Source organism: Helicobacter sp. MIT 99-5507 (assembly GCF_003364295.1).
GTDB lineage: Bacteria > Campylobacterota > Campylobacteria > Campylobacterales > Helicobacteraceae > NHYM01.
In genome coordinates, this window is record NZ_NXLO01000004.1 from 173,645 (window position 1) to 192,312 (window position 18,668).

Genomic DNA, 18,668 nt, shown 5'->3' on the forward strand with positions numbered 1-18,668 from the left:
TTTATAAAAGTATGCTTGGTTTATATACTACATCGCCTTCTTTTGCCTCTAGTGTATTTAGTATTTTTATTATTTCATCATTTTTAGAGCATATTTTTATTATTTCATCATTTTTGCCAAACATATTTATATAAGATTCTAGTGTGAGATTCCAATTTATCACTTTTTCTTTGTTGTTTATATTTGCTTGTATTTCATTTAGATAGCTTATATTAAAGATATTATCTAATCTGTTTTTCCAAAATGGTATATCAAAGCAATCTTTTAGAATCTTATATGCCATTTCATAATTATTATTATTTATACAATCAAATGCGCTATCAAATATTTGATTAAAATGATTGTTCATAGCGACATATTCAGTGCTTCCTTTAAATATTGCAAATAAATCTAGTGATTGATAGATTTGTTTGTATGCTTTTTTGTTGTATAGCTCAAGAAATTTTAATCTTAGATTGATTTCATTTTTTTTATCATTTGCTACTAATTTAAATGGAATAAATTGCATTAATACTTCATTTAATTCTAGGGCTTTATTATATTTTCCTTTACTCTCAAGCTCATTTATCGTAGCGATGATTTGCTTGCCAAGAGCTAGAATCTTTTTGTATGTTTTTGTATTTTGTATTTCTTTAAAGTTTTCTGCAAGCCTAAAATATTCTCCAAAATGTTTATTTTTGGCAAGAGATTCTGCTTGAATGAATTTATTTGTATTTCGCAATAAATTATTTATAGAATCTTTTTTACTTGCAACATTCATAAATGGCTTAAGCAGCATGTTTGCTTTATTTGATGATTCTTCAGATGGATTGATTAAGAGATTTTTAGCATTTTCAAATATTTGATGATATATTTCTTCTAGCTTTTCAAATTCACTCATTTGTTTTAGCATCGTATTTTCATCCGCGATTTTATATGCAAGAGCATAGTCTTTATTTGCTATTGCTACATTAAAATCTTTAAAGATTCCAATATTTGATACAAAATCGCTAAATACTTGTTTTTTGCTTTCATCTTCAAAAAATGCTTCAAGATCATTGATAATGTGGCTCATATTTTCATTGCTCAAATCTTCTTGTAATTTTATTTTTGCTTTTTGAAATAGCTCTTGCCATGTATTGTCCATAAAATCTATATAATTTTTTAGTGTTTTTAGTGATATATTTTTATCGCTTATATTTTTTGCATTTTTGTAGTCTTTTTTATTTATTGCAATTTGTAATTTATCTTCAAATTTTGCTAAATCAAATATATGCAAATGCCCATCGCTATAACCTAAATGCAATTTTGTATTTGCAACACGCATAGAAGCTACTCCATATTCAAGCTCTAGCTTTGCTTGATATTTTGGGGAATTAGTTGCTAAATTTAGATATGAAAGCAGATTCCCTCTTGAGCCTATATAAGCATAGTTTCCATCTTTGCTAAGTCCGCCTCTAGTAAGCCATTCATTGTAATTATGCTTTAGATTTAGGGATTTAGATTCTATATCATAGATTCCACTATCACCATTTGAACAAATGCAAAATATTTTTTTATCATCATCAAAAAATACTATATCTTCTACAACGCTATTTGTAACAAAAGTTCCAATAATTTTATTTTCTTCCATATTAAATACACAATTATGTAAATCATATGAGCTATATACAATTAGATTTGCTATTCGTCCAAAATGTATATTTGATATATAATCTGGTCTTGATGGAAGTATATTTACTACATTAAAATCTGGCAATCTAAATAAAAATACTTTTCCATCTTCCCCACCTGTAATTAGAAATTTTCCATCTCTTGAGAATCTTATATTGTATATATCTGCCTTATGCCATTCTAGTGTTTTTATATGTTTTAGATTCTTGTTTTCAAGATGAAAGATCTCACAAATATTGCTTTTTGGGATTCCAATGGCGATATATCCTTGCATGGATACTGCACATGCTTTGCTAAAAGAGTGATGATTTTCAAAATCAAATATTTTTTTTGTATATATAAAAGTATTTGTATTAAATTCATAGACATGATAACTGCTATCTAATAATATGATGTTGTTTTTATTTGAGCCAATGGAGAGAATGCTAGAGTTTAATTTATATTTTGCAATTAATGGTAGCATAAGAGCGCCTTTTTAAGTGATTAGATGGTAATATATCAAATTTTATTAAAGGCTTGTTTAAAAATGAATAGATATAAAACTAAACAGATTTGTGTTGGAAATGTAAAGATTGGCGGTGATGCACCAATTAGTGTGCAAAGTATGACTTTTACTAAAACAAAAGATATAAAAGCTACAAAAGAGCAAATCGATAGATTGCAGCTTGCAGGATGTGATATAGTCCGCGTTGCAGTTAGTGATGAAGATGATGCAAATGCGCTAAAAGAGCTAAAAAAAGAGATTTCTTTGCCACTTGTAGCTGATATTCATTTTAGATACAAATTAGCACTTAAAGCTTTACAAGTTGTAGATTGCATAAGGATAAATCCAGGAAATATCGGTGATAAAAGTCGTGTAAAAGAGATTGCAAAAGGCTGTAATGAATATAAGATTCCAATTAGAATTGGTGTAAATGGAGGAAGTTTAGAGAAACAATTTGAGCAAAAATATGGTCCAACTCCAAAAGGTATGATTGAATCTGCTTTATATAATATAAAATTGCTTGAAGATTGTGGTTTTGATAATATTAAAGTTTCTCTCAAAGCAAGTGATGTTGAACGAACAATAGCTGCATATAGAATGCTTCGTCCTCTTGTTGTCTATCCATTTCATATAGGCGTAACAGAAGCAGGAAGTCTTTATCATTCTATGATAAAAAGCTCTATGGCATTAGGAAATTTATTACTTGATGGGATAGGTGATACGATGAGGGTATCAATAACAGGAGAATTAGAAGAAGAAGTAAATGTAGCAAAATCTATATTAAAATATTCAGGCAGACAAAAAGAAGGGGTAACAATCATATCTTGTCCAACATGCGGTAGGATTGAAGCGGATTTAATAAAGGCTGTAAAAATTGTAGAAGATAAATTAAAAAATATAAAAGCACCATTGCAGATTTCTGTAATGGGCTGTGCTGTAAATGCGCTAGGTGAGGCAAAACATGCAGATTTGGCTATAGCATTTGGCAACAAGAGCGGTCTTATTATCAAAAAAGGTAAGATATTGTGCAAATTAGATGAAGATAAGATTCTAGATGTATTTTTAGAAGAAGTGCAAAAAGCTGCAGATGAGATGGCTAAGCAATGTTAATAAATATAATTAAAATATAAAAACTTGAGTTTTAAGAAATAAATAAGTAGAATGCTATCGTTTTAGGGTAAGCCCTAAAGTTAAATCAACAAAAGAGGTTTGTAATGAAAAAGTTAGTTTTAATTTGTCTTTTTAGTGTGGCTAGTTTAATGGCAGCAGATGGTGCAGCATTGTATAAAAAATGTGCAGTTTGTCATGGTGCAGCTGGAGACAAAATTCCACCAGGTTCAAAAGCTACAACTACAGTTAATTCTCTATCAAAAGATAAAATTGTAGAAGATCTTAAAGGTTATAAAGCAAAAACTTTAAATCAATTTGGTGCTGGTCCTTTGATGTTTGCACAAGCTGCAAATTTAAGCGAAGCAGATATGATTGCTTTAGCTGATTATATTGTAACATTAAAAAAATAATTTAAATTGGGAGTATAGATGAATATTTTAAATCAATACAGAATCTATATTTCCTTGTATCAGATTCTATAAGCTATATGCTTTTTAGGATTTGATATGCCTTCATTTATTATTTCTAAATCTAAACTTTTTTCTAATTTAACATTTTTAAAAAATCATATCAATTCACAAATTGCCTGTGTAATCAAAGATAATGCTTATGGACATGGTATTGATGAGATTAGCTCTTTATTAGTTGAGTTTGGCATAAAAAGTGTGTTTGTAAAAAATAATTTAGAAGCAAATAAAATAAAAGATAAATTTGAACATATAACAATACTATATCCAAGCGCATTTGAAAATTTGGGTAGTAATATTTATTTTAGTGTATCAAGCGTTGATTGTATATCAAAGATTCCGCCAAATGTTGGAATTGAATTAAAAGTAAATACAGGAATGAATAGAAATGGCATAGAAATCTTTGAATTACAAAATGCTTTGAATTTAATAAAACAAAATAATATTAGATTGATTGGTGTATTTACTCATAATGGCTATGGTGATTTTGGAGATGAGAATCTTAGTGATGAATTTATATCACAGCAAAAAAAATTTAAAATTCTAAAAGAAAAAGTATTGGAATTTATTAATAAACACAATATGCCTAAGCCCAGATTCCACTCTCTTAGCTCATCTGGTGCAATTAAATATAAAAATATAGATGATGATTTAGTGCGAATTGGTATTGCAATGTATGGATATTTAGGTATTAGTAATAGATTTGGTTTAAAGCCTATTGCAGAGCTTTGGGCAGATAAAATATCAAGTAGATTCTTATGTGCTGGTAGCAAAATAGGCTATGATGGTAAATATGTATTAAAAAGTGATTGTGTTGTATCAAGTTATGATATTGGATATGGAGATGGTTTGTTTAGATTAAATGAAAATCATAGCGAATTAAGAACAAAAGAAGGCTATCTTGTGCTTCCTAGAATGTCTATGGATTCTACATCAATAATTTCAAATAAAGATAGAGTTTGTATAATGCATGATGCAGATAAAATTGCTAGAATCTTTGGAAGTATTTCTTATGAAATATTATGCAGAATCTCACCATTTATAAAAAGAGAGATAGTATCTTAATGCGATATTTATTACTTTTCTTTATACTTGTTGGTATTATTAATGCAGAATTTATTGGTGAAATAACATTAAAAAAAGATGAAGTAAAAAATATCGAGCTTTTTGTAGAGAATTCTAAAAAAATATTAACTTTTAGATGGACACTTTATAAAGATGGTGTGCTAATTACGCATTTTAAATATGATGGAATCCCATATCAATTTTCATTATACAAAGAGCATTCAAATTCTGCAAAAATCACTTTAAGCAGTATCAATAGCGCAAATAATGCAAATCCATATATGATTTTTTATTTTACAAATTATGATGATATGCAAAAAGAGGCGCGATTTAGGTATTATATATTTAATTTTAATAGCAATGTAGAGGTAATGTAAGTGGAGAAATTAGAGCTTGTTAAATCCACTATAAAGGGTTATTTTGATGATTTAGGAAATGATTCATTTAATCGCTTTAGAGATGATTTTTCATTTGGAAAAATGCTAAGAAGTAAATTAGTCTTTGCTATAGCACCAGATTCTGCTTATAGTGTAAAACTTTGTGCTATTATAGAGCTTATTCATTTTGCTTCATTGCTTCATGATGATGTTATTGATGATTCTACTCTAAGACGCGGCAAAATTAGTATAAATGCAAAATATGGCAATAAAAATGCAATAATGCTTGGAGATATTTTGTATTCAAAAGCATTTTATGAAATATCAACTATAGATTCTAATCTATCAAAAATTATTGCAGATTCTGTATTAAAACTTAGCTTAGGAGAATTAGAAGATGTAGAATTAAGCCTTAGTTTTAATCTTGATGAAAATAAATATCTAAAAATGATTGAATATAAAACTGCTGCATTAATAGAAGCTAGCTCACAATGTGCTGGAATCTTAATCGGTGATAATAGCGATAAATATAAGATTTATGGTAATTGCATAGGGATTGCATTTCAAATTATTGATGATATTCTTGATGTTACTTATAATGATGATACATTAGGGAAAAATTCATTTAGTGACTTAAAAGAAGGCAAAGCAACTCTTCCATACATTTATCTATACAAAAAAATGAATAAACAAGATCAAGACTTGCTATTATCTTTATTTAAAAAAGAATTAGATTCTAAGGAAATTTCTTGGATAAAACAAAAAATACAACAATATAGTATTATCAATGATGTCAAAGAAGTTGTAAAAAAATATGCAAATAAAGCACTTAGCGTGCTTGAAAGTCAAGATTTGCAGCTTGAATTAATCATGAAAGATATGCTTGATAGGAATTTTTAATGCAATATTTAGTTCTTAGTTTTTCTCATAAAAATACACCGCTAAACTTACGTCAAAAGCTTTCACTTAGCGAATCCAATGCTGATTTATTATTAAAATTTGTTTTGGATTCTAATATTATAAAAGAGATGATTTTGCTTTCTACCTGCAATCGCTTAGAATTATTGATGATAGCAGATGATGCTTATGAAGCATTTCAATTATGTTTTAGCAAACTATCTATTTTGTCAAATACAAATAAAGATGAATTAGAAGGCAGAGCAAATACTTTTGAAGGGTATAGTGCAATTCATCATATATTTTTAGTAGCAAGTAGCCTAGAGAGTTTGGTTGTTGGTGAGACGCAAATTTCAGGACAGCTAAAAAAGGCTTATAGATACGCATTACATTGTAATTATTGTAGCAATAATGGTCTTGGGGTTGTTATAGATTTTGCATTTAAATGTGCTTCTATTGTGCGAAATGAAACAGGTATATCAAAAAAGCCTATTTCAATCGCATCTGTTGCTGTATCAAGTATAAAAAATTTTATTTTTGATAAAAAAGAAGCAGTAGTAGTTGGTATCGGTGAGATGGGCAAATTTACTATAAAACATCTCTTGAATCTTGATTTTAAAGTAAGATTATTAAATAGAAATAAGCAAAAAGCCCTAGATTTTAAAGATGAATTAAAGAGCGATAATCTATCTATTGGCAATTTTGATGATTTAAAAAATGAGGTTAATAAAGTAGAATTACTCTTTAGTGCCACTTCAAGTGAGATTCCAATTATTACAAATGATATGATAGAAAATACACCATTTAAAAGGTATTTTTTCGATTTAGCTATTCCTAGAGATATTGAGGATTTAAAAGATTCTAATATCACAATAACTACGATTGATGATTTGCAAAATATTGTAGATGAAAATATAAATTTTAGAAAAGAGAGCTTAAATAGGGCATATGAGATAGTTGGCGATGAGGTAAATGAATTTTTTAAATATTTGAGTGTTTTATCTGTCACACCAATCATAAAAACACTTAGACAGATTGCAAAGGAAGCTTCTATTAGCGAGATAGATAAAGCAATCCAAAAAGGCTTCCTTCCAGAATCTTATAAAAACAATATAGCAAAAACAATTCATAATGTTTTTAATATTTTTTTACACACTCCAACAAAGAATCTAAAAAGTATATCTTCATCATCGCAATTAGGTGAGATAGAACGCACTTTAAAAATGCTTTTTGAAATTAGTGATGATAGCTTAAAAAAAGCAGAGCAAAAGCATGATAATAATGCAAAAATGAGGTAAGTTATGAGATTTTCAAAGTTATTTGCTTTTAGTATGAAAGAGACGCCAAAGGATTGTGTATTAAAAAGCCATGAATATTTAATACGTGGTAGTTTTATAAAACAAGTAGGAAGCGGTATTTATGATTTTCTTCCACTTGGTAAAATAATCCTTGATAAAGTTATAAAAATCATAAAAGAAGAGATGGATAAAAGTGGTGCAAATGAGCTAAGTTTGGGTTTTGTTACGCCCGCAGAGCTTTGGATGAAAAGTGATAGATATAATAAATATGGTAAAGAGCTTTTAAAATTTAATGATAGAAAAAATAATCCATTTGTCCTTGGACCAACACATGAAGAAGCAATAGTTGATTGTGTAAATGGAATGATAAAAAGCTACAAACAACTTCCAATAAATCTATATCAAATAAATTTAAAATTTAGAGATGAGATTCGCCCTAGATTTGGAATCTTGCGTGCAAGAGAATTTATCATGAAAGATTCTTATAGTTTTCATAGTAGCAATAGCGATTTAGATAGAGAATTTGACTTGATGGAGCAAACTTATATCAATATTTTTAATAGATTAGGTGTTGATTTTAGGGTAGTTGAGGCTGATAGTGGTGCAATAGGTGGCAGCGGAAGCAAAGAGTTTATGATACTTGCACCAAGTGGGGAAGATGATATTGTAATTTGCACAAGTTGTAATTATGCATCAAATATAGAAATCGCAAAAAGAAAACCAAAAGAGACGACAAATCCTCCACCACAAGCAGATTTTGCGAAATTTTTTACACCAAATATTAAAAGTATTGATGAATTAAGTAAATTTTTTAAAGTAGATTCATTTTATTTGCTTAAATGTGTAGCAAAAAAGGCAGTATTTAGCGATGGTAAAAATGAAGTTTGTTTTTTCTTTCTTAGAGGTTGTGATGAATTATCGCCTACAAAAGCACTAAATGCGATACCAAATGCACTAGATTTAATAGATATAGATTCTAGAGAACTAGAATCTATGGGCTTATTTAGCGGATTTATGGGACCATATGGAATCAAAAATATTACAAATGCTAAGCATATTTATTTTGATGATGAATTAATTGGTGCTAATAACCTTATTTGTGGTGCAAATATAAAAGATTATCATTTTGTTGGAGTTAATTTAGATTTATTTGAAGGGCTAGAATTTAGAGATTTACTAGAAGTAAAAGTTGGTGATTTATGCCATAAATGCAGTGCTTCACTTGATATCACTAAAGGCATTGAAATAGGACATATTTTTAAGCTTGGTGATAGATATTCAAAAAGCTTAGAAGCGACATTTTTAGATAAAGATGGCAAGGCACAATTTTTTATAATGGGTTGCTATGGCATTGGAGTAAGTAGAATCTTAGGAGCAATACTAGAGCAAAAATCTGATGACAAAGGCGCAATTTGGGGGAATATCGCTCCATTTTGTGTAGTCATAATCATCTCAAATATAAAAAATGAGAATGAAGTAAAACTTGCAAATAAAATTTATAAAGACTTGCTAGATAGCAAAATAGATGTGTTACTAGATGATAGAGATTTGAGATTTGGTGCTAAAATCGGAGATTTTGAGTTGCTTGGAATTAGCAATGCAATCATAATAGGCAAAGAATTGCAAAATAATAAAATAGAGCTCGTAAAAAGGGAAGGATTAAAGAAAATACAACTAGAATCTAACATTACAAAAGATGAGATTCTATATCTATTGGAGAATAAAAATTGAAATTCTTATTGGCTATTATTTATTTTTTTATTGAAATATTTTGTATAGTTGAATTTGCTGATGAGTTTGGGATACTTAGCTTATTTTTAGAGATGATTATTACTGCGATTTTGGGCTTTGGCATATTGCTAAGTCAAGCATCAACGCTTCCTAATGCATACAATGAAATACTAAGCGGCGGAATTAGTAATTTTATAGGACGCAATTTGTTTCGCTTAATTGGTGCAGTGATGCTAATAATCCCTGGAATCTTATGTGATATCGTAGGGATTAGTTTTGTTTTTATATCTTTATTTTTCAAGACAAAAGAGACAAGATATGAATACAAAAAAGATGATGATAGCGATATTATTGATGTTGAAATCATAGAAGATAAAAAATAATTTGCAATATTTATTAACTAAAAAAAGAATAAAAAATATAATACTTCGAGTTGATAGATATGGAAATATCAAGATAAGTGCCCCTATTTGGGTGAAAAATGATGTAATTGATAGATTTATAAACTCAAAAAGAGAATGGATAGAATCTAGACAAAATGCAATAAAAAATAATTTAACAAAATATATTAATGGAGAGAAGATTTCTTATTTTGAAAACACATATACACTAAATCTAATTTACTTTAACAGAAATAAAGTAAATATTATTGATGATGTTTTAAATGTTTATACGACAGATTTGCTAAATACAAAAAAGATTGAAAAACTAATTTTTGGTTTTTTCTCTAAAATTTCAAATGCTTATATAAATGAGATTCTATATAAATATAAAAATGTAATAACTAGAGATGTAAAATCTATAAAATTTAGAAACATGACAAGCAGGTGGGGTAGTTGTAGCACGAGGGCGGCAACCATTAGACTAAATACATGTTTATTTAAAAAACCTCGTATATGTTTGGAATATGTTTTATTGCATGAATTAGTCCATTTAGTATATGCAAATCATGGAAGAGATTTTTATAATCTCTTAGAATCTCTTATGCCTAATTGGCGTAAAATTCGAGATATATTAGAATCTTAAAGGAGTGTTTATGAGTGTTTTGGTTACAGGCGCCTCTGTTGGGTTTGGGGCTGCTATTGTTAAACTTTTAGTAGAGAAAAATTACAAAGTAATAGCACTAGCAAGAAGAGAGGATAAACTAAAAGAATTACAAAACGAATGCGGTAAAAACTGCAAGATTTTAGCACTTGATGTAAGAGATGCACAAAAGATAAAAGATGAGATTGATAAATTTGATGATGATTTTAGAAATGTTGATATCTTGATAAATAATGCAGGACTTGCTCTTGGGCTTTGTAGTGCAGATAAAGCAGATATAAAAGATTGGGAAGAGATGATTGAGATAAATGTGTTAGCACTTGTTAGATTAAGCAGAATCTTTCTTCCTAGTATGGTAGAAAATAAAAATGGACATATTATAAATATTGGTTCTATTGCAGGTAGCTACCCATATCCTGGTGGAAATGTATATGGTGCTACAAAGGCATTTGTAAAGCAATTTAGTCTAAACCTTAGAGCAGATTTATTTGATAAAAATATTAGAGTTACAGATATAGAACCAGGGCTTAGCGGTGGAAGTGAATTTTCTTTGGTGAGATTTAAAGGCGATAAAAAAGCTTCTGATAAAGTATATGAAAATGCAAATCCACTTTTGCCGCAAGATATAGCAGAAGCGGTATTTTTTGCAATTAGTATGCCAAAACATGTAAATATAAATAGAATAGAAATGATGCCTACTACTCAAGCTCCAAGTGCATTAAATGTATTTAGAGGTTAGTTTTTAAAAGCAAAATATTTGCTAAATATGTATCCACTAATTGTGTAAAATACCGAAGCAATAATAGTTGCTATATATTTATCTACACCAAAATTTCTATATAGTATGACCAATACGATAAAATTGATGAGATAAGAGCAAATCATACATATTACAAATCTAAAAAATTCTTTTTTAGATTTTGTTTTTGTCCTAAAAGTATAAATCTTATTTAAGACATATGATATGATGATACCAATTATATAACCAATGATATTTGCAATCTCTGGAATCACCAAAAAAGCCATTAAAATAAAGATAATGCCATAGCCAATAGCTGTATTAAATACACCAATAATCAAATATCTAACGAATTTGGAATCTTTTATCATTTATTGCCTAACTATCCTTATTGTCAGGGAGGATTCTACCTAAAATAAGATAGAATCTCACAATAAAATTAATGGAGATTGCTTGAGATTTCAAAAAATCTATATAGAATTAAGTGATATTTGTGGGCTAAAATGCCAATTTTGTCCATCAATAAAAGGCAGAAGAGGGACTATGTCGCTTAGTTTATTTTCTAAAATTGCACTAGATTGTGCTAAATTTACAAAGCTAATAGCATTGCATATACTTGGCGACCCACTAAAAATCAAGAATCTAAAAGATTATTTATTAATTGCAAAAAAATGTAATCTAAAAGTTGAAATCACAACAAGCGGAATCTATTTGGATGAATTTGATTTTTTATTAGAATCTCCAATTAAGCAAGTAAATTTTTCTCTTGATGCAATTATGGAGATAGAATCTAGAGAATCTAGAGATATAGCTTTTAATAAAATATTTAAATTTTGTAGATATAAAGATTCTATAAATAGCGATATTTTTATAAATCTAAGAATCCAAAATCGCACAGCTCCCAAGACTTTGGAATTGAAAAATATTTTAAAACAAGAGTTTGGTTTGTCGCATTTAAGTTCAAATATAAGAGTTGGCAAAAAAACAATCATTACTTTTAGAGAGCCATTTTTGTGGAATCTAGATAATGATAAAATTGCTAATAAAGGCTTTTGTTATGGGCTTATAAGTCATTTTGGGATTCTATCAAATGGCAGTGTAGTCCCTTGTTGCATCGATGCGGATGGTGATATCATTCTTGGAAATTTAAAGTCTCAATCTTTAGATGATATTTTATATGGAGATAGAGCTATTAGTATAAGAAATGGATTTAAAAACAAAGTTATTATCGAGCAAAAATGCCTAAAGTGTAATTATAGAGAGCAATTTAATAATAATATTGTTATAAAATGATATAATTTGCCGATATTAGTCAAAATCAATTTTTTTAGGAGTAAATTTTATGAAAAAGATTTTATTTGGCTCGTTTGCAGTTGCTGGTTTATTGAGCTTTGCACAAGCAGAATTTGATCCTTATGGACATCTTGGTTTATATGGAGAAACAAATACAAGTAATAATAGCGGTGATTATGCAGGGCTTAGTGCATCTGTTGGATTTAATGTATATGGTAATGGTTTTTCATTTGGATTAGGTGGTTGGGCTGCTATTCCTATTTATGAAAATACTAAGAAAAATGCAGATAATACTTATAAAGATATATTTGTATTAAGTGAAATATATTTTGGATATGATAGCAAGCCATTTGGAATAACACTTGGTAGATACGATACAAATCAAATGGGTTATGAGTGGTTTAGTGGTCATAATGAAGGTGCTTCTATTAGATTTGGTGTTGGTAATTTTATGAATATATGGGCATTATATTCTTATGAACAAGCTTTCCAATTCCAAAGAGTAAATAGAGAGACTTCAAGTCAAATCAATGCTTTATGGAATTATAAAAGACATGCAGGTAATAATCATTTAGCAGCAGGAGGTATTGATTTCTTTTTTGGTGATGTATTTACTATATCTCCATATGCATATTTTGTAACAGATCAAATTGTTGCACCTGGTGTTACATTGGATTTATTACTAGGTAAAAAGACTGATTTATATTCTCAAACTCAATTTAAATATACATATATGGATGGTATTGGTAAATTAAAATCAATTAATTCAGGACAATTATTTTTAATCGATCAAGAGTTTGGTTACAATTGGTTTAAATTAGGTGGTGGTTATTATAAAACTACAGGAAATGGTGTAGGACATTTATCTTCTTATGGTGATAGCAGTAGATTCTATGGTGGTATGGTAGGTGCAAATTTCTACAATAAAGCTACAGCTCCATATTTTAATGGCAAACAATCTACTTGGTATGCTTTTATGGGTGCTAGACATAATATGTTTAAGTTTGACTTATTGTATGCAAATGGTGGATACAAAGAGCTATCAGCATTATTATCACTTGTATTATTTAATCACTTAGAATTTGGTGCTGGATATATAGATTTAGCAAATATTGGAAACAATAAAAATAATTATGTAACTGGATTTATCAAAGCAATATGGTAAATCAAACTAATAAAGGGTTATCCCTTTATTAGCATTTATTGTGGATTTAAAAAGATATATAGAGATACTACTTCAGATACGCTAAGATTATATTTTGGCATAAAACTCTTTCCAAGTTTCAATGCTTCTTCAAACTTATCAAATGAGATACCTGTTATTTTTGGTGCTATTATTGGCTTTAATTTGCCATTTTGCTTGATATAACTTATTATTGTTCCTTCTCCATATTGTCCGTGACATTTAATACAGCCAATGCCTCTTGGATTCTTGTATAATGCTTTGCCATATTCATAAGGGCTTAAAAAATGATTACTATAAGCAATAGAACACAATAATATTGATATTAAAAAAATCTTTTTCATTTTTTTACCTTTAGAATAAAATATAGTAATTCTAGTAAATATTATTCAAACATAAGTATTTAAATCTTTATTTTATTATAATTACACTTTATTTTAAGCAAAGGCATTGTTTGAATATTTTAAATGGAAAGGCATATAGCCAAGAGATTGAAAAAGAATTATCTATAGAAGTCGCTAGATTAAAAGATTTTAATATTACCCCATGCTTATATGTGATTTTGGTAGGTAATGATCCTGCATCATTTAGCTATGTAACAATGAAAAACAAGGCATGCAATAGAGTTGGTATAGAATCTAAGATAATTAGATTTGAAGAGAGCGTATCTCAAGATGAATTATTAAATGAAATATATAAATTAAATAATGATAAAAAAGTCAATGGAATCTTAGTGCAACTTCCACTTCCAAAGCATATTAATTCAAGTGCTATTTTAGAATCTATTGATATCAATAAAGATGTAGATGGCTTTCACCCTTATAATATGGGTAGATTATTTTGTAATTTAGATTCTTTATTTCCTGCCACGCCTCTTGGGATTATGATGCTTTTAAATCATTATAATATAGATGTAAAAGGTAAAGATGTTGTGATTGTTGGTGCAAGCAATATAGTAGGCAAACCACTTTCATTATTGATGTTAAATGCTGGTGCTAGCGTATCTATATGTCATATATTAACAAAAGATGTCAAAAAATATACAAAAGATGCAGATATCGTCTGTGTTGGTGTTGGAAAAGTAAAACTGCTTAGCGATGATATGATAAAAGATGGTGCAATTATAATTGATATAGGTATTAATAAACTTGATGATGGAAGTATAGTTGGAGATGTTGATTTTAAAAATGTATCTATAAAAGCTTCTTATATTACGCCAGTTCCTGGTGGTGTTGGACCTATGACAATTAGTGCATTGCTATCAAACACAATAAAAGCTACAAAATTGCAATATAAGGCTATTAAATGAATTTCTTAAAGAATCTATATAGATTTTCTACTACTTGGACTGGCACAATTATTATTGTTTTGTTTGTTATATTTTTTATAGCACAAGCTTTTGTTATTCCAAGTAGATCGATGGTAAATACTCTTTATGAAGGTGATTTTTTATTTGTTAAAAAATTTTCATATGGGATTCCAATTCCTAGAATCCCTTGGATTGAAGTGCCTATATTGCCAGATTTTAATAAAAATGGACATATCATAGAAGGAAAGCGACCAAATAGAGGTGAGATTGTCATTTTTATTCCACCGCATATAGAAAAACAATATTTTGTAAAAAGGACTTTTGCGACAGGTGGTGATGAGGTTGTTATGGGTAAAGATGGGCTATATTTGCGTCCAAAAGAAGGTGATAACTTTATAAAAGAGAATTTTCCAAATGCTATTACTAAAGATATTTTAGGCAGGACTTTTATCTATGATCCGTATTTAGATAAATATAAAGGTGTGCATTATGGAGATGAACCTACAGCTTATAAATTATTATTAGATATTGCAGATCATGGGGTAGGTGTAATGAGTAGAATACAAGAAAATGGTGAGACTTATTTTTATTATAAAGTTGAAGATGATCATTTTTTTATGATTGGTGATAATAGAGATGGAAGTGAAGATTCTAGATTCTGGGGTTCTATATCGTATTCTGCGGTGATTGGCACACCTTGGTTTATATATCTTAGCCTAAATCTACCAAATAGTAATGAAGCAAAATTGCACCCAGATAATATATATAAGATTCGCTGGGAGAGAATGTTTAAAGGAATTGAAGGGATAGAGAATCTTAGTGCTAAAAATATAGAAAATGATGCATTTAATACAGAAGAATTTAAAATGCAGGATTTTATAGAATCTAATCCATAGGCTTTCAATATGAGTTACCTTAATATAACATCTGTGGTTATATCATTATGTGCGTTACTTGTGGCTATTATTGGTCATGAGATAATGCATGGTTTGGCTGCTTTGTATTATGGCGATGATACTGCAAAAGTTGCTAAACGACTTAGTATAAATCCAATAAAACATATAGATTTAGTTGGTTCTATAATATTGCCTATTAGCTTAGTATTATTACATGCTCCATTTATGTTTGGCTGGGCAAAGCCTGTGCCAGTAAATATTAGAGAAGTTATCAAAAATGGGGGCTATAATGCTGCTATAATAGTTTCTCTTGCAGGAATAATTTATAATTTTTTATTGGCTATTTGTGCATATTTATTGCTTAAAAGTGGAATAATATTTAAATATGACATAGAAGTTGTATATTATTTTTTAATAAATTTAATTATTATAAATATAATACTTGGTTTTTTCAATCTACTTCCTATTCCTCCGCTTGATGGCTCACAGGCACTTGGATACTTATCACTTAAATTTAATAATGATACTATTCCTATATTTTTTAATAAAATAGAGAGATTTGGTATTTTTATTTTGATTGGAATTTTACTAATTCCACCAGTTGCTAAAATTATACTTTTACCACCTTTTCTTATTTCAAAATTTCTTTTAAAGGGGATTATGTGACTTGTGTTATTGGATGTGATCATGCGGGATTGAGATTGGCTTATGAGGTAATTGATTTATTATCAAATATGGATAATGTAGATAAGATTGTTGAGATTATTCCACAAGATTCTACAAAAGTGGATTATCCAGATTTTGCAGCTTTGGTATGTAAAGAAGTAGCAAATAAGCAAGATCATTTTGGTATTTTGATATGTGGAAGTGGCATAGGTATGTCTATTTGTGCAAATAAGATAAGTGGCATTAGAGCGGCTTTGTGTGTCAATGAATATATGGCTAGGTATGCACGATTACATAATGATGCAAATGTATTATGTCTTGGTGAACGTTTGATGGGCTTTGGTATTGCAAGAGATGTAGTTAATATATTTTTAAATACAAAATTTGAAGCTGGTAGGCATAAACTTAGAGTTGATAAGGTAAATGCACTTCTTTAAAACTAGAATAGAAATTTTTATAAAAAAGGTTAATAATGGATTCTAAAAAAGTAGTTTTTTCTGGTATTCAACCAACCGGAAACATACATTTAGGAAATTATTTGGGTGCTGTGAAAAATTGGGTTGATATGCAAGATATGTATGACAATATTTTTTGTATTGTAAATTCTCATGCAATCACAATAAAGCAGAATCCAAAAGAATTAATCCAAAAGACACTAGATTTAGCTTGCATATTGATTGCTTGTGGAATAGATCCAAAAAAATCAAATCTATTTATTCAAAGCAAAATTGATTATCACCCAGCTTTAGCGTGGATTCTAGATTGTAATATTTTTATGGGTGATATGACTAGAATGACTCAATTTAAAGATAAATCAAATAAAAATCCAAAAAATATAAATGTCGGACTTTTTAATTATCCAGCATTAATGGCAGCTGATATTTTATTGTATCAAGTTGATTTAGTGCCTGTTGGAAGCGACCAAAAACAGCATATTGAACTTACAAGAAATGTCGCTATGAAGTTTAATAGAGATTTTGGGGAATGCTTTAAAATACCAGAACCCCTTATACTAAAAGAAGGTGCTAGAGTGATGGGATTGGATGATCCAACAACTAAAATGAGTAAAAGTGCAACAGGTAAAAATCACGCAATATTTTTATTAGATGAACCAGATGTGATTATATCAAAGATAAAAAAAGCAACCACAGATTCTAACTCCAATATAGTTTTTGATGAAAACAGGGCGGGTGTTTATAATCTTTTGTGTATATATGAAGTATTGAGTAAAAAAAATAGAGCAAGTATAGAAGATGAATTTGCTAACAAGGGTTATGGTGTGTTTAAAAATGCGCTTGCAGAAATCATTATCGATACATTGCGTCCAATACAAACAAAATATAGAGAATTAAATAATGATAAAAAATATATACAAGAGATTCTGCAAAATGGCTTAGATTCTGTATTGCCAAGAGCAGAATCTACATATAATAAGGCTAAAGAATTGATAGGTTTATTATAGTGTTGTAATAAAATTTACTTAAAAATTTATAGAGATTGTATTATATTTTGATAGAATCTAAGGAATATTTTACTCTCTAATTCAAGGAATACAATGTCATCTGAAATAACGCACTGGTTCATACTAAGTGCATTTATATTATTTGTATTATTTATGGTAGTAAAAACTTTTTTTTATAAAAATATTGCTCAAAGAGAAGAAAAAACTTCTGCATCTATTAAATTAACACTGCATGAAGCAGAGATCTTAATAAGAAAACATCAATTGCAATTACAAAGGGCACTTGGAAATATAGATATTTTAACAGAAGAAATGAATACAATGAAAAATGAGATAAAAGTCTTAAAACAACGCAATTCTCAATATAAAATTGAAAGTGATAAATATAAAACAAAAATAAGAGATTTAGAGCAAAAAATAGAAGCTTTATTATAAGTTTAAAGGAAGTATATGAATCTAGAAATATTACAAAATGAGTTAAGTGGGACTATTAGAACCGTGCCTGATTTTCCAAAACCTGGCATTCAATTTAAAGATATAACAACTTTGATAAATAATGCAAAAGCATTCAATATGCTTATGGAATTTTTAGAAGAAAGATATAAAAAAAATGATTTAGATTTTATTGCTGGTATTGAGAGTAGAGGATTTATATTTGGTGCGGCTCTTGCTACTAGATTGAAAAAAGGTTTTGTTCCTATTAGAAAAAAAGGCAAGCTTCCATTTACTAGTGTTGCCGAAAAATATGTATTAGAATATGGATTTGATGAAGTTGAGATTCATATTGATGCATTTAGGGATATACAAAAAGCAAAAGTATTGCTTATTGATGACTTGATAGCTACAGGTGGCACAGCAGAAGCTAGTGTAAAACTCATCAATTCAATAGGTGGTAATTGTGTAGAAGCATGCTTTTTATTAAGGTTATTAGACTTTGATGCAGTTGATAAAATAAAACAATATACAAAAGTTTTTACTATTTTAGATATTTAAG

22 protein-coding genes are annotated in these 18,668 nt (G+C 28.7%); 19 read left to right on the top strand and 3 right to left on the bottom strand.

Translation table 11 applies throughout. The features are described 5' to 3' along the window. Position 1: 1 nt before the first annotated feature. Entirely contained in the window at positions 2 to 2,116 is a 2,115-nt protein-coding gene (locus tag CQA42_RS07640) for a hypothetical protein (RefSeq protein WP_115584100.1), read from the bottom strand. Positions 2,117 to 2,179: 63 nt separating this feature from the next. Here CQA42_RS07640 and ispG point away from each other — a divergent pair, with 63 nt between their 5' ends. The 10 genes from ispG to CQA42_RS07690 all read left to right on the top strand — a co-directional run bounded on the left by ispG (position 2,180) and on the right by CQA42_RS07690 (position 10,865). After that, positions 2,180 to 3,247, top strand: a complete 1,068-nt coding sequence (ispG, locus tag CQA42_RS07645) for a flavodoxin-dependent (E)-4-hydroxy-3-methylbut-2-enyl-diphosphate synthase (protein WP_115584101.1) — start codon at positions 2,180 to 2,182, stop codon at positions 3,245 to 3,247. Between the two features lie 104 nt (positions 3,248 to 3,351). Continuing rightward, positions 3,352 to 3,657, top strand: a complete 306-nt coding sequence (locus CQA42_RS07650; RefSeq protein WP_115584102.1) for a c-type cytochrome — start codon at positions 3,352 to 3,354, stop codon at positions 3,655 to 3,657. A 96-nt stretch (positions 3,658 to 3,753) separates the two neighbouring features. Then, positions 3,754 to 4,779 carry an alanine racemase gene (locus CQA42_RS07655; protein ID WP_115584103.1) on the top strand — a complete coding sequence of 342 codons (1,026 nt, stop codon included), beginning with the start codon at positions 3,754 to 3,756 and terminating at the stop codon, positions 4,777 to 4,779. Continuing rightward, positions 4,779 to 5,156, top strand: a complete 378-nt coding sequence (locus CQA42_RS07660; protein WP_115584104.1) for a hypothetical protein — start codon at positions 4,779 to 4,781, stop codon at positions 5,154 to 5,156. Before CQA42_RS07655 ends, CQA42_RS07660 begins: the two co-directional genes overlap by 1 nt. After that, positions 5,157 to 6,056, top strand: coding sequence for a polyprenyl synthetase family protein (locus CQA42_RS07665; RefSeq protein WP_147289274.1), 900 nt, complete (start codon positions 5,157 to 5,159; stop codon positions 6,054 to 6,056). It begins immediately after the preceding gene. Further along, on the top strand, positions 6,056 to 7,351 hold the full coding sequence (hemA, locus tag CQA42_RS07670) for a glutamyl-tRNA reductase (protein ID WP_115584105.1): 1,296 nt from the start codon (positions 6,056 to 6,058) through the stop codon (positions 7,349 to 7,351). The genes CQA42_RS07665 and hemA overlap by 1 nt, the downstream gene beginning before the upstream one ends. Positions 7,352 to 7,354: 3 nt before the next feature. Continuing rightward, a complete protein-coding gene (locus CQA42_RS07675) occupies positions 7,355 to 9,082 on the top strand; it encodes a proline--tRNA ligase (RefSeq protein WP_115584106.1) in 1,728 nt (575 codons plus the stop codon). Continuing rightward, positions 9,079 to 9,465, top strand: coding sequence for an FxsA family protein (locus tag CQA42_RS07680; protein WP_115584107.1), 387 nt, complete (start codon positions 9,079 to 9,081; stop codon positions 9,463 to 9,465). The genes CQA42_RS07675 and CQA42_RS07680 overlap by 4 nt, the downstream gene beginning before the upstream one ends. Before the next feature lies 1 nt (position 9,466). Next, positions 9,467 to 10,108, top strand: coding sequence for a M48 family metallopeptidase (locus tag CQA42_RS07685; RefSeq protein WP_181881528.1), 642 nt, complete (start codon positions 9,467 to 9,469; stop codon positions 10,106 to 10,108). 10 nt (positions 10,109 to 10,118) lie between these two features. After that, the gene (locus tag CQA42_RS07690; RefSeq protein ID WP_115584109.1) at positions 10,119 to 10,865 is read left to right on the top strand and encodes an SDR family NAD(P)-dependent oxidoreductase; all 747 of its coding nucleotides are present in this window, start codon (positions 10,119 to 10,121) and stop codon (positions 10,863 to 10,865) included. Here the strand turns inward: CQA42_RS07690 and CQA42_RS07695 are convergent. Beyond that, positions 10,862 to 11,236, bottom strand: a complete 375-nt coding sequence (locus CQA42_RS07695) for a GtrA family protein (protein WP_115584110.1) — start codon at positions 11,234 to 11,236, stop codon at positions 10,862 to 10,864. The genes CQA42_RS07690 and CQA42_RS07695 overlap by 4 nt on opposite strands. Positions 11,237 to 11,318: 82 nt before the next feature. Between CQA42_RS07695 and CQA42_RS07700 the strand changes: the two genes are divergently transcribed. Further along, positions 11,319 to 12,158, top strand: a complete 840-nt coding sequence (locus tag CQA42_RS07700; RefSeq protein WP_115584111.1) for a radical SAM/SPASM domain-containing protein — start codon at positions 11,319 to 11,321, stop codon at positions 12,156 to 12,158. 49 nt (positions 12,159 to 12,207) lie between these two features. Next, positions 12,208 to 13,323 (top strand): outer membrane family protein, encoded by a 1,116-nt coding sequence (locus CQA42_RS07705; protein ID WP_115584112.1) that lies wholly within the window; start codon positions 12,208 to 12,210, stop codon positions 13,321 to 13,323. A gap of 35 nt (positions 13,324 to 13,358) precedes the next feature. Here CQA42_RS07705 and CQA42_RS07710 read toward each other — a convergent pair whose 3' ends face one another. Next, positions 13,359 to 13,685 (bottom strand): cytochrome c, encoded by a 327-nt coding sequence (locus CQA42_RS07710; RefSeq protein WP_115584113.1) that lies wholly within the window; start codon positions 13,683 to 13,685, stop codon positions 13,359 to 13,361. 110 nt (positions 13,686 to 13,795) lie between these two features. Here CQA42_RS07710 and folD point away from each other — a divergent pair, with 110 nt between their 5' ends. The 7 genes from folD (at position 13,796) to CQA42_RS07745 (ending at position 18,667) form a co-directional block, all read left to right on the top strand. Then, positions 13,796 to 14,650, top strand: a complete 855-nt coding sequence (gene folD, locus CQA42_RS07715; RefSeq protein ID WP_115584114.1) for a bifunctional methylenetetrahydrofolate dehydrogenase/methenyltetrahydrofolate cyclohydrolase FolD — start codon at positions 13,796 to 13,798, stop codon at positions 14,648 to 14,650. Beyond that, positions 14,647 to 15,546: a signal peptidase I gene (lepB, locus tag CQA42_RS07720; RefSeq protein ID WP_115584115.1), complete on the top strand. Its 900-nt coding sequence runs from the start codon at positions 14,647 to 14,649 to the stop codon at positions 15,544 to 15,546. Before folD ends, lepB begins: the two co-directional genes overlap by 4 nt. Before the next feature lie 9 nt (positions 15,547 to 15,555). Continuing rightward, a complete protein-coding gene (locus CQA42_RS07725) occupies positions 15,556 to 16,212 on the top strand; it encodes a site-2 protease family protein (RefSeq protein ID WP_115584116.1) in 657 nt (218 codons plus the stop codon). After that, positions 16,209 to 16,649 (top strand): ribose 5-phosphate isomerase B, encoded by a 441-nt coding sequence (gene rpiB, locus CQA42_RS07730; RefSeq protein ID WP_115584117.1) that lies wholly within the window; start codon positions 16,209 to 16,211, stop codon positions 16,647 to 16,649. Before CQA42_RS07725 ends, rpiB begins: the two co-directional genes overlap by 4 nt. Positions 16,650 to 16,684: 35 nt before the next feature. Next, positions 16,685 to 17,674 carry a tryptophan--tRNA ligase gene (gene trpS, locus CQA42_RS07735; RefSeq protein ID WP_115584118.1) on the top strand — a complete coding sequence of 330 codons (990 nt, stop codon included), beginning with the start codon at positions 16,685 to 16,687 and terminating at the stop codon, positions 17,672 to 17,674. A 93-nt stretch (positions 17,675 to 17,767) separates the two neighbouring features. Next, entirely contained in the window at positions 17,768 to 18,109 is a 342-nt protein-coding gene (locus CQA42_RS07740; RefSeq protein WP_115584119.1) for a hypothetical protein, read from the top strand. 15 nt (positions 18,110 to 18,124) lie between these two features. Beyond that, entirely contained in the window at positions 18,125 to 18,667 is a 543-nt protein-coding gene (locus tag CQA42_RS07745; RefSeq protein WP_115584120.1) for an adenine phosphoribosyltransferase, read from the top strand. The last annotated feature ends 1 nt before the right edge of the window (position 18,668 follow it).

What these genes read in the sequence shown, in the direction of transcription:
- CQA42_RS07640 (WP_115584100.1), bottom strand. Translation starts at nt 2,116, where the DNA reads ATGCTACCATTAATTGCAAAATATAAATTAAACTCTAGCATTCTCTCC.
- ispG (WP_115584101.1), top strand. Translation starts at nt 2,180, where the DNA reads ATGAATAGATATAAAACTAAACAGATTTGTGTTGGAAATGTAAAGATT.
- CQA42_RS07650 (WP_115584102.1), top strand. Translation starts at nt 3,352, where the DNA reads ATGAAAAAGTTAGTTTTAATTTGTCTTTTTAGTGTGGCTAGTTTAATG.
- CQA42_RS07655 (WP_115584103.1), top strand. Translation starts at nt 3,754, where the DNA reads ATGCCTTCATTTATTATTTCTAAATCTAAACTTTTTTCTAATTTAACA.
- CQA42_RS07660 (WP_115584104.1), top strand. Translation starts at nt 4,779, where the DNA reads ATGCGATATTTATTACTTTTCTTTATACTTGTTGGTATTATTAATGCA.
- hemA (WP_115584105.1), top strand. Translation starts at nt 6,056, where the DNA reads ATGCAATATTTAGTTCTTAGTTTTTCTCATAAAAATACACCGCTAAAC.
- CQA42_RS07675 (WP_115584106.1), top strand. Translation starts at nt 7,355, where the DNA reads ATGAGATTTTCAAAGTTATTTGCTTTTAGTATGAAAGAGACGCCAAAG.
- CQA42_RS07690 (WP_115584109.1), top strand. Translation starts at nt 10,119, where the DNA reads ATGAGTGTTTTGGTTACAGGCGCCTCTGTTGGGTTTGGGGCTGCTATT.
- CQA42_RS07695 (WP_115584110.1), bottom strand. Translation starts at nt 11,236, where the DNA reads ATGATAAAAGATTCCAAATTCGTTAGATATTTGATTATTGGTGTATTT.
- CQA42_RS07705 (WP_115584112.1), top strand. Translation starts at nt 12,208, where the DNA reads ATGAAAAAGATTTTATTTGGCTCGTTTGCAGTTGCTGGTTTATTGAGC.
- CQA42_RS07710 (WP_115584113.1), bottom strand. Translation starts at nt 13,685, where the DNA reads ATGAAAAAGATTTTTTTAATATCAATATTATTGTGTTCTATTGCTTAT.
- lepB (WP_115584115.1), top strand. Translation starts at nt 14,647, where the DNA reads ATGAATTTCTTAAAGAATCTATATAGATTTTCTACTACTTGGACTGGC.
- CQA42_RS07725 (WP_115584116.1), top strand. Translation starts at nt 15,556, where the DNA reads ATGAGTTACCTTAATATAACATCTGTGGTTATATCATTATGTGCGTTA.
- trpS (WP_115584118.1), top strand. Translation starts at nt 16,685, where the DNA reads ATGGATTCTAAAAAAGTAGTTTTTTCTGGTATTCAACCAACCGGAAAC.
- CQA42_RS07740 (WP_115584119.1), top strand. Translation starts at nt 17,768, where the DNA reads ATGTCATCTGAAATAACGCACTGGTTCATACTAAGTGCATTTATATTA.
- CQA42_RS07745 (WP_115584120.1), top strand. Translation starts at nt 18,125, where the DNA reads ATGAATCTAGAAATATTACAAAATGAGTTAAGTGGGACTATTAGAACC.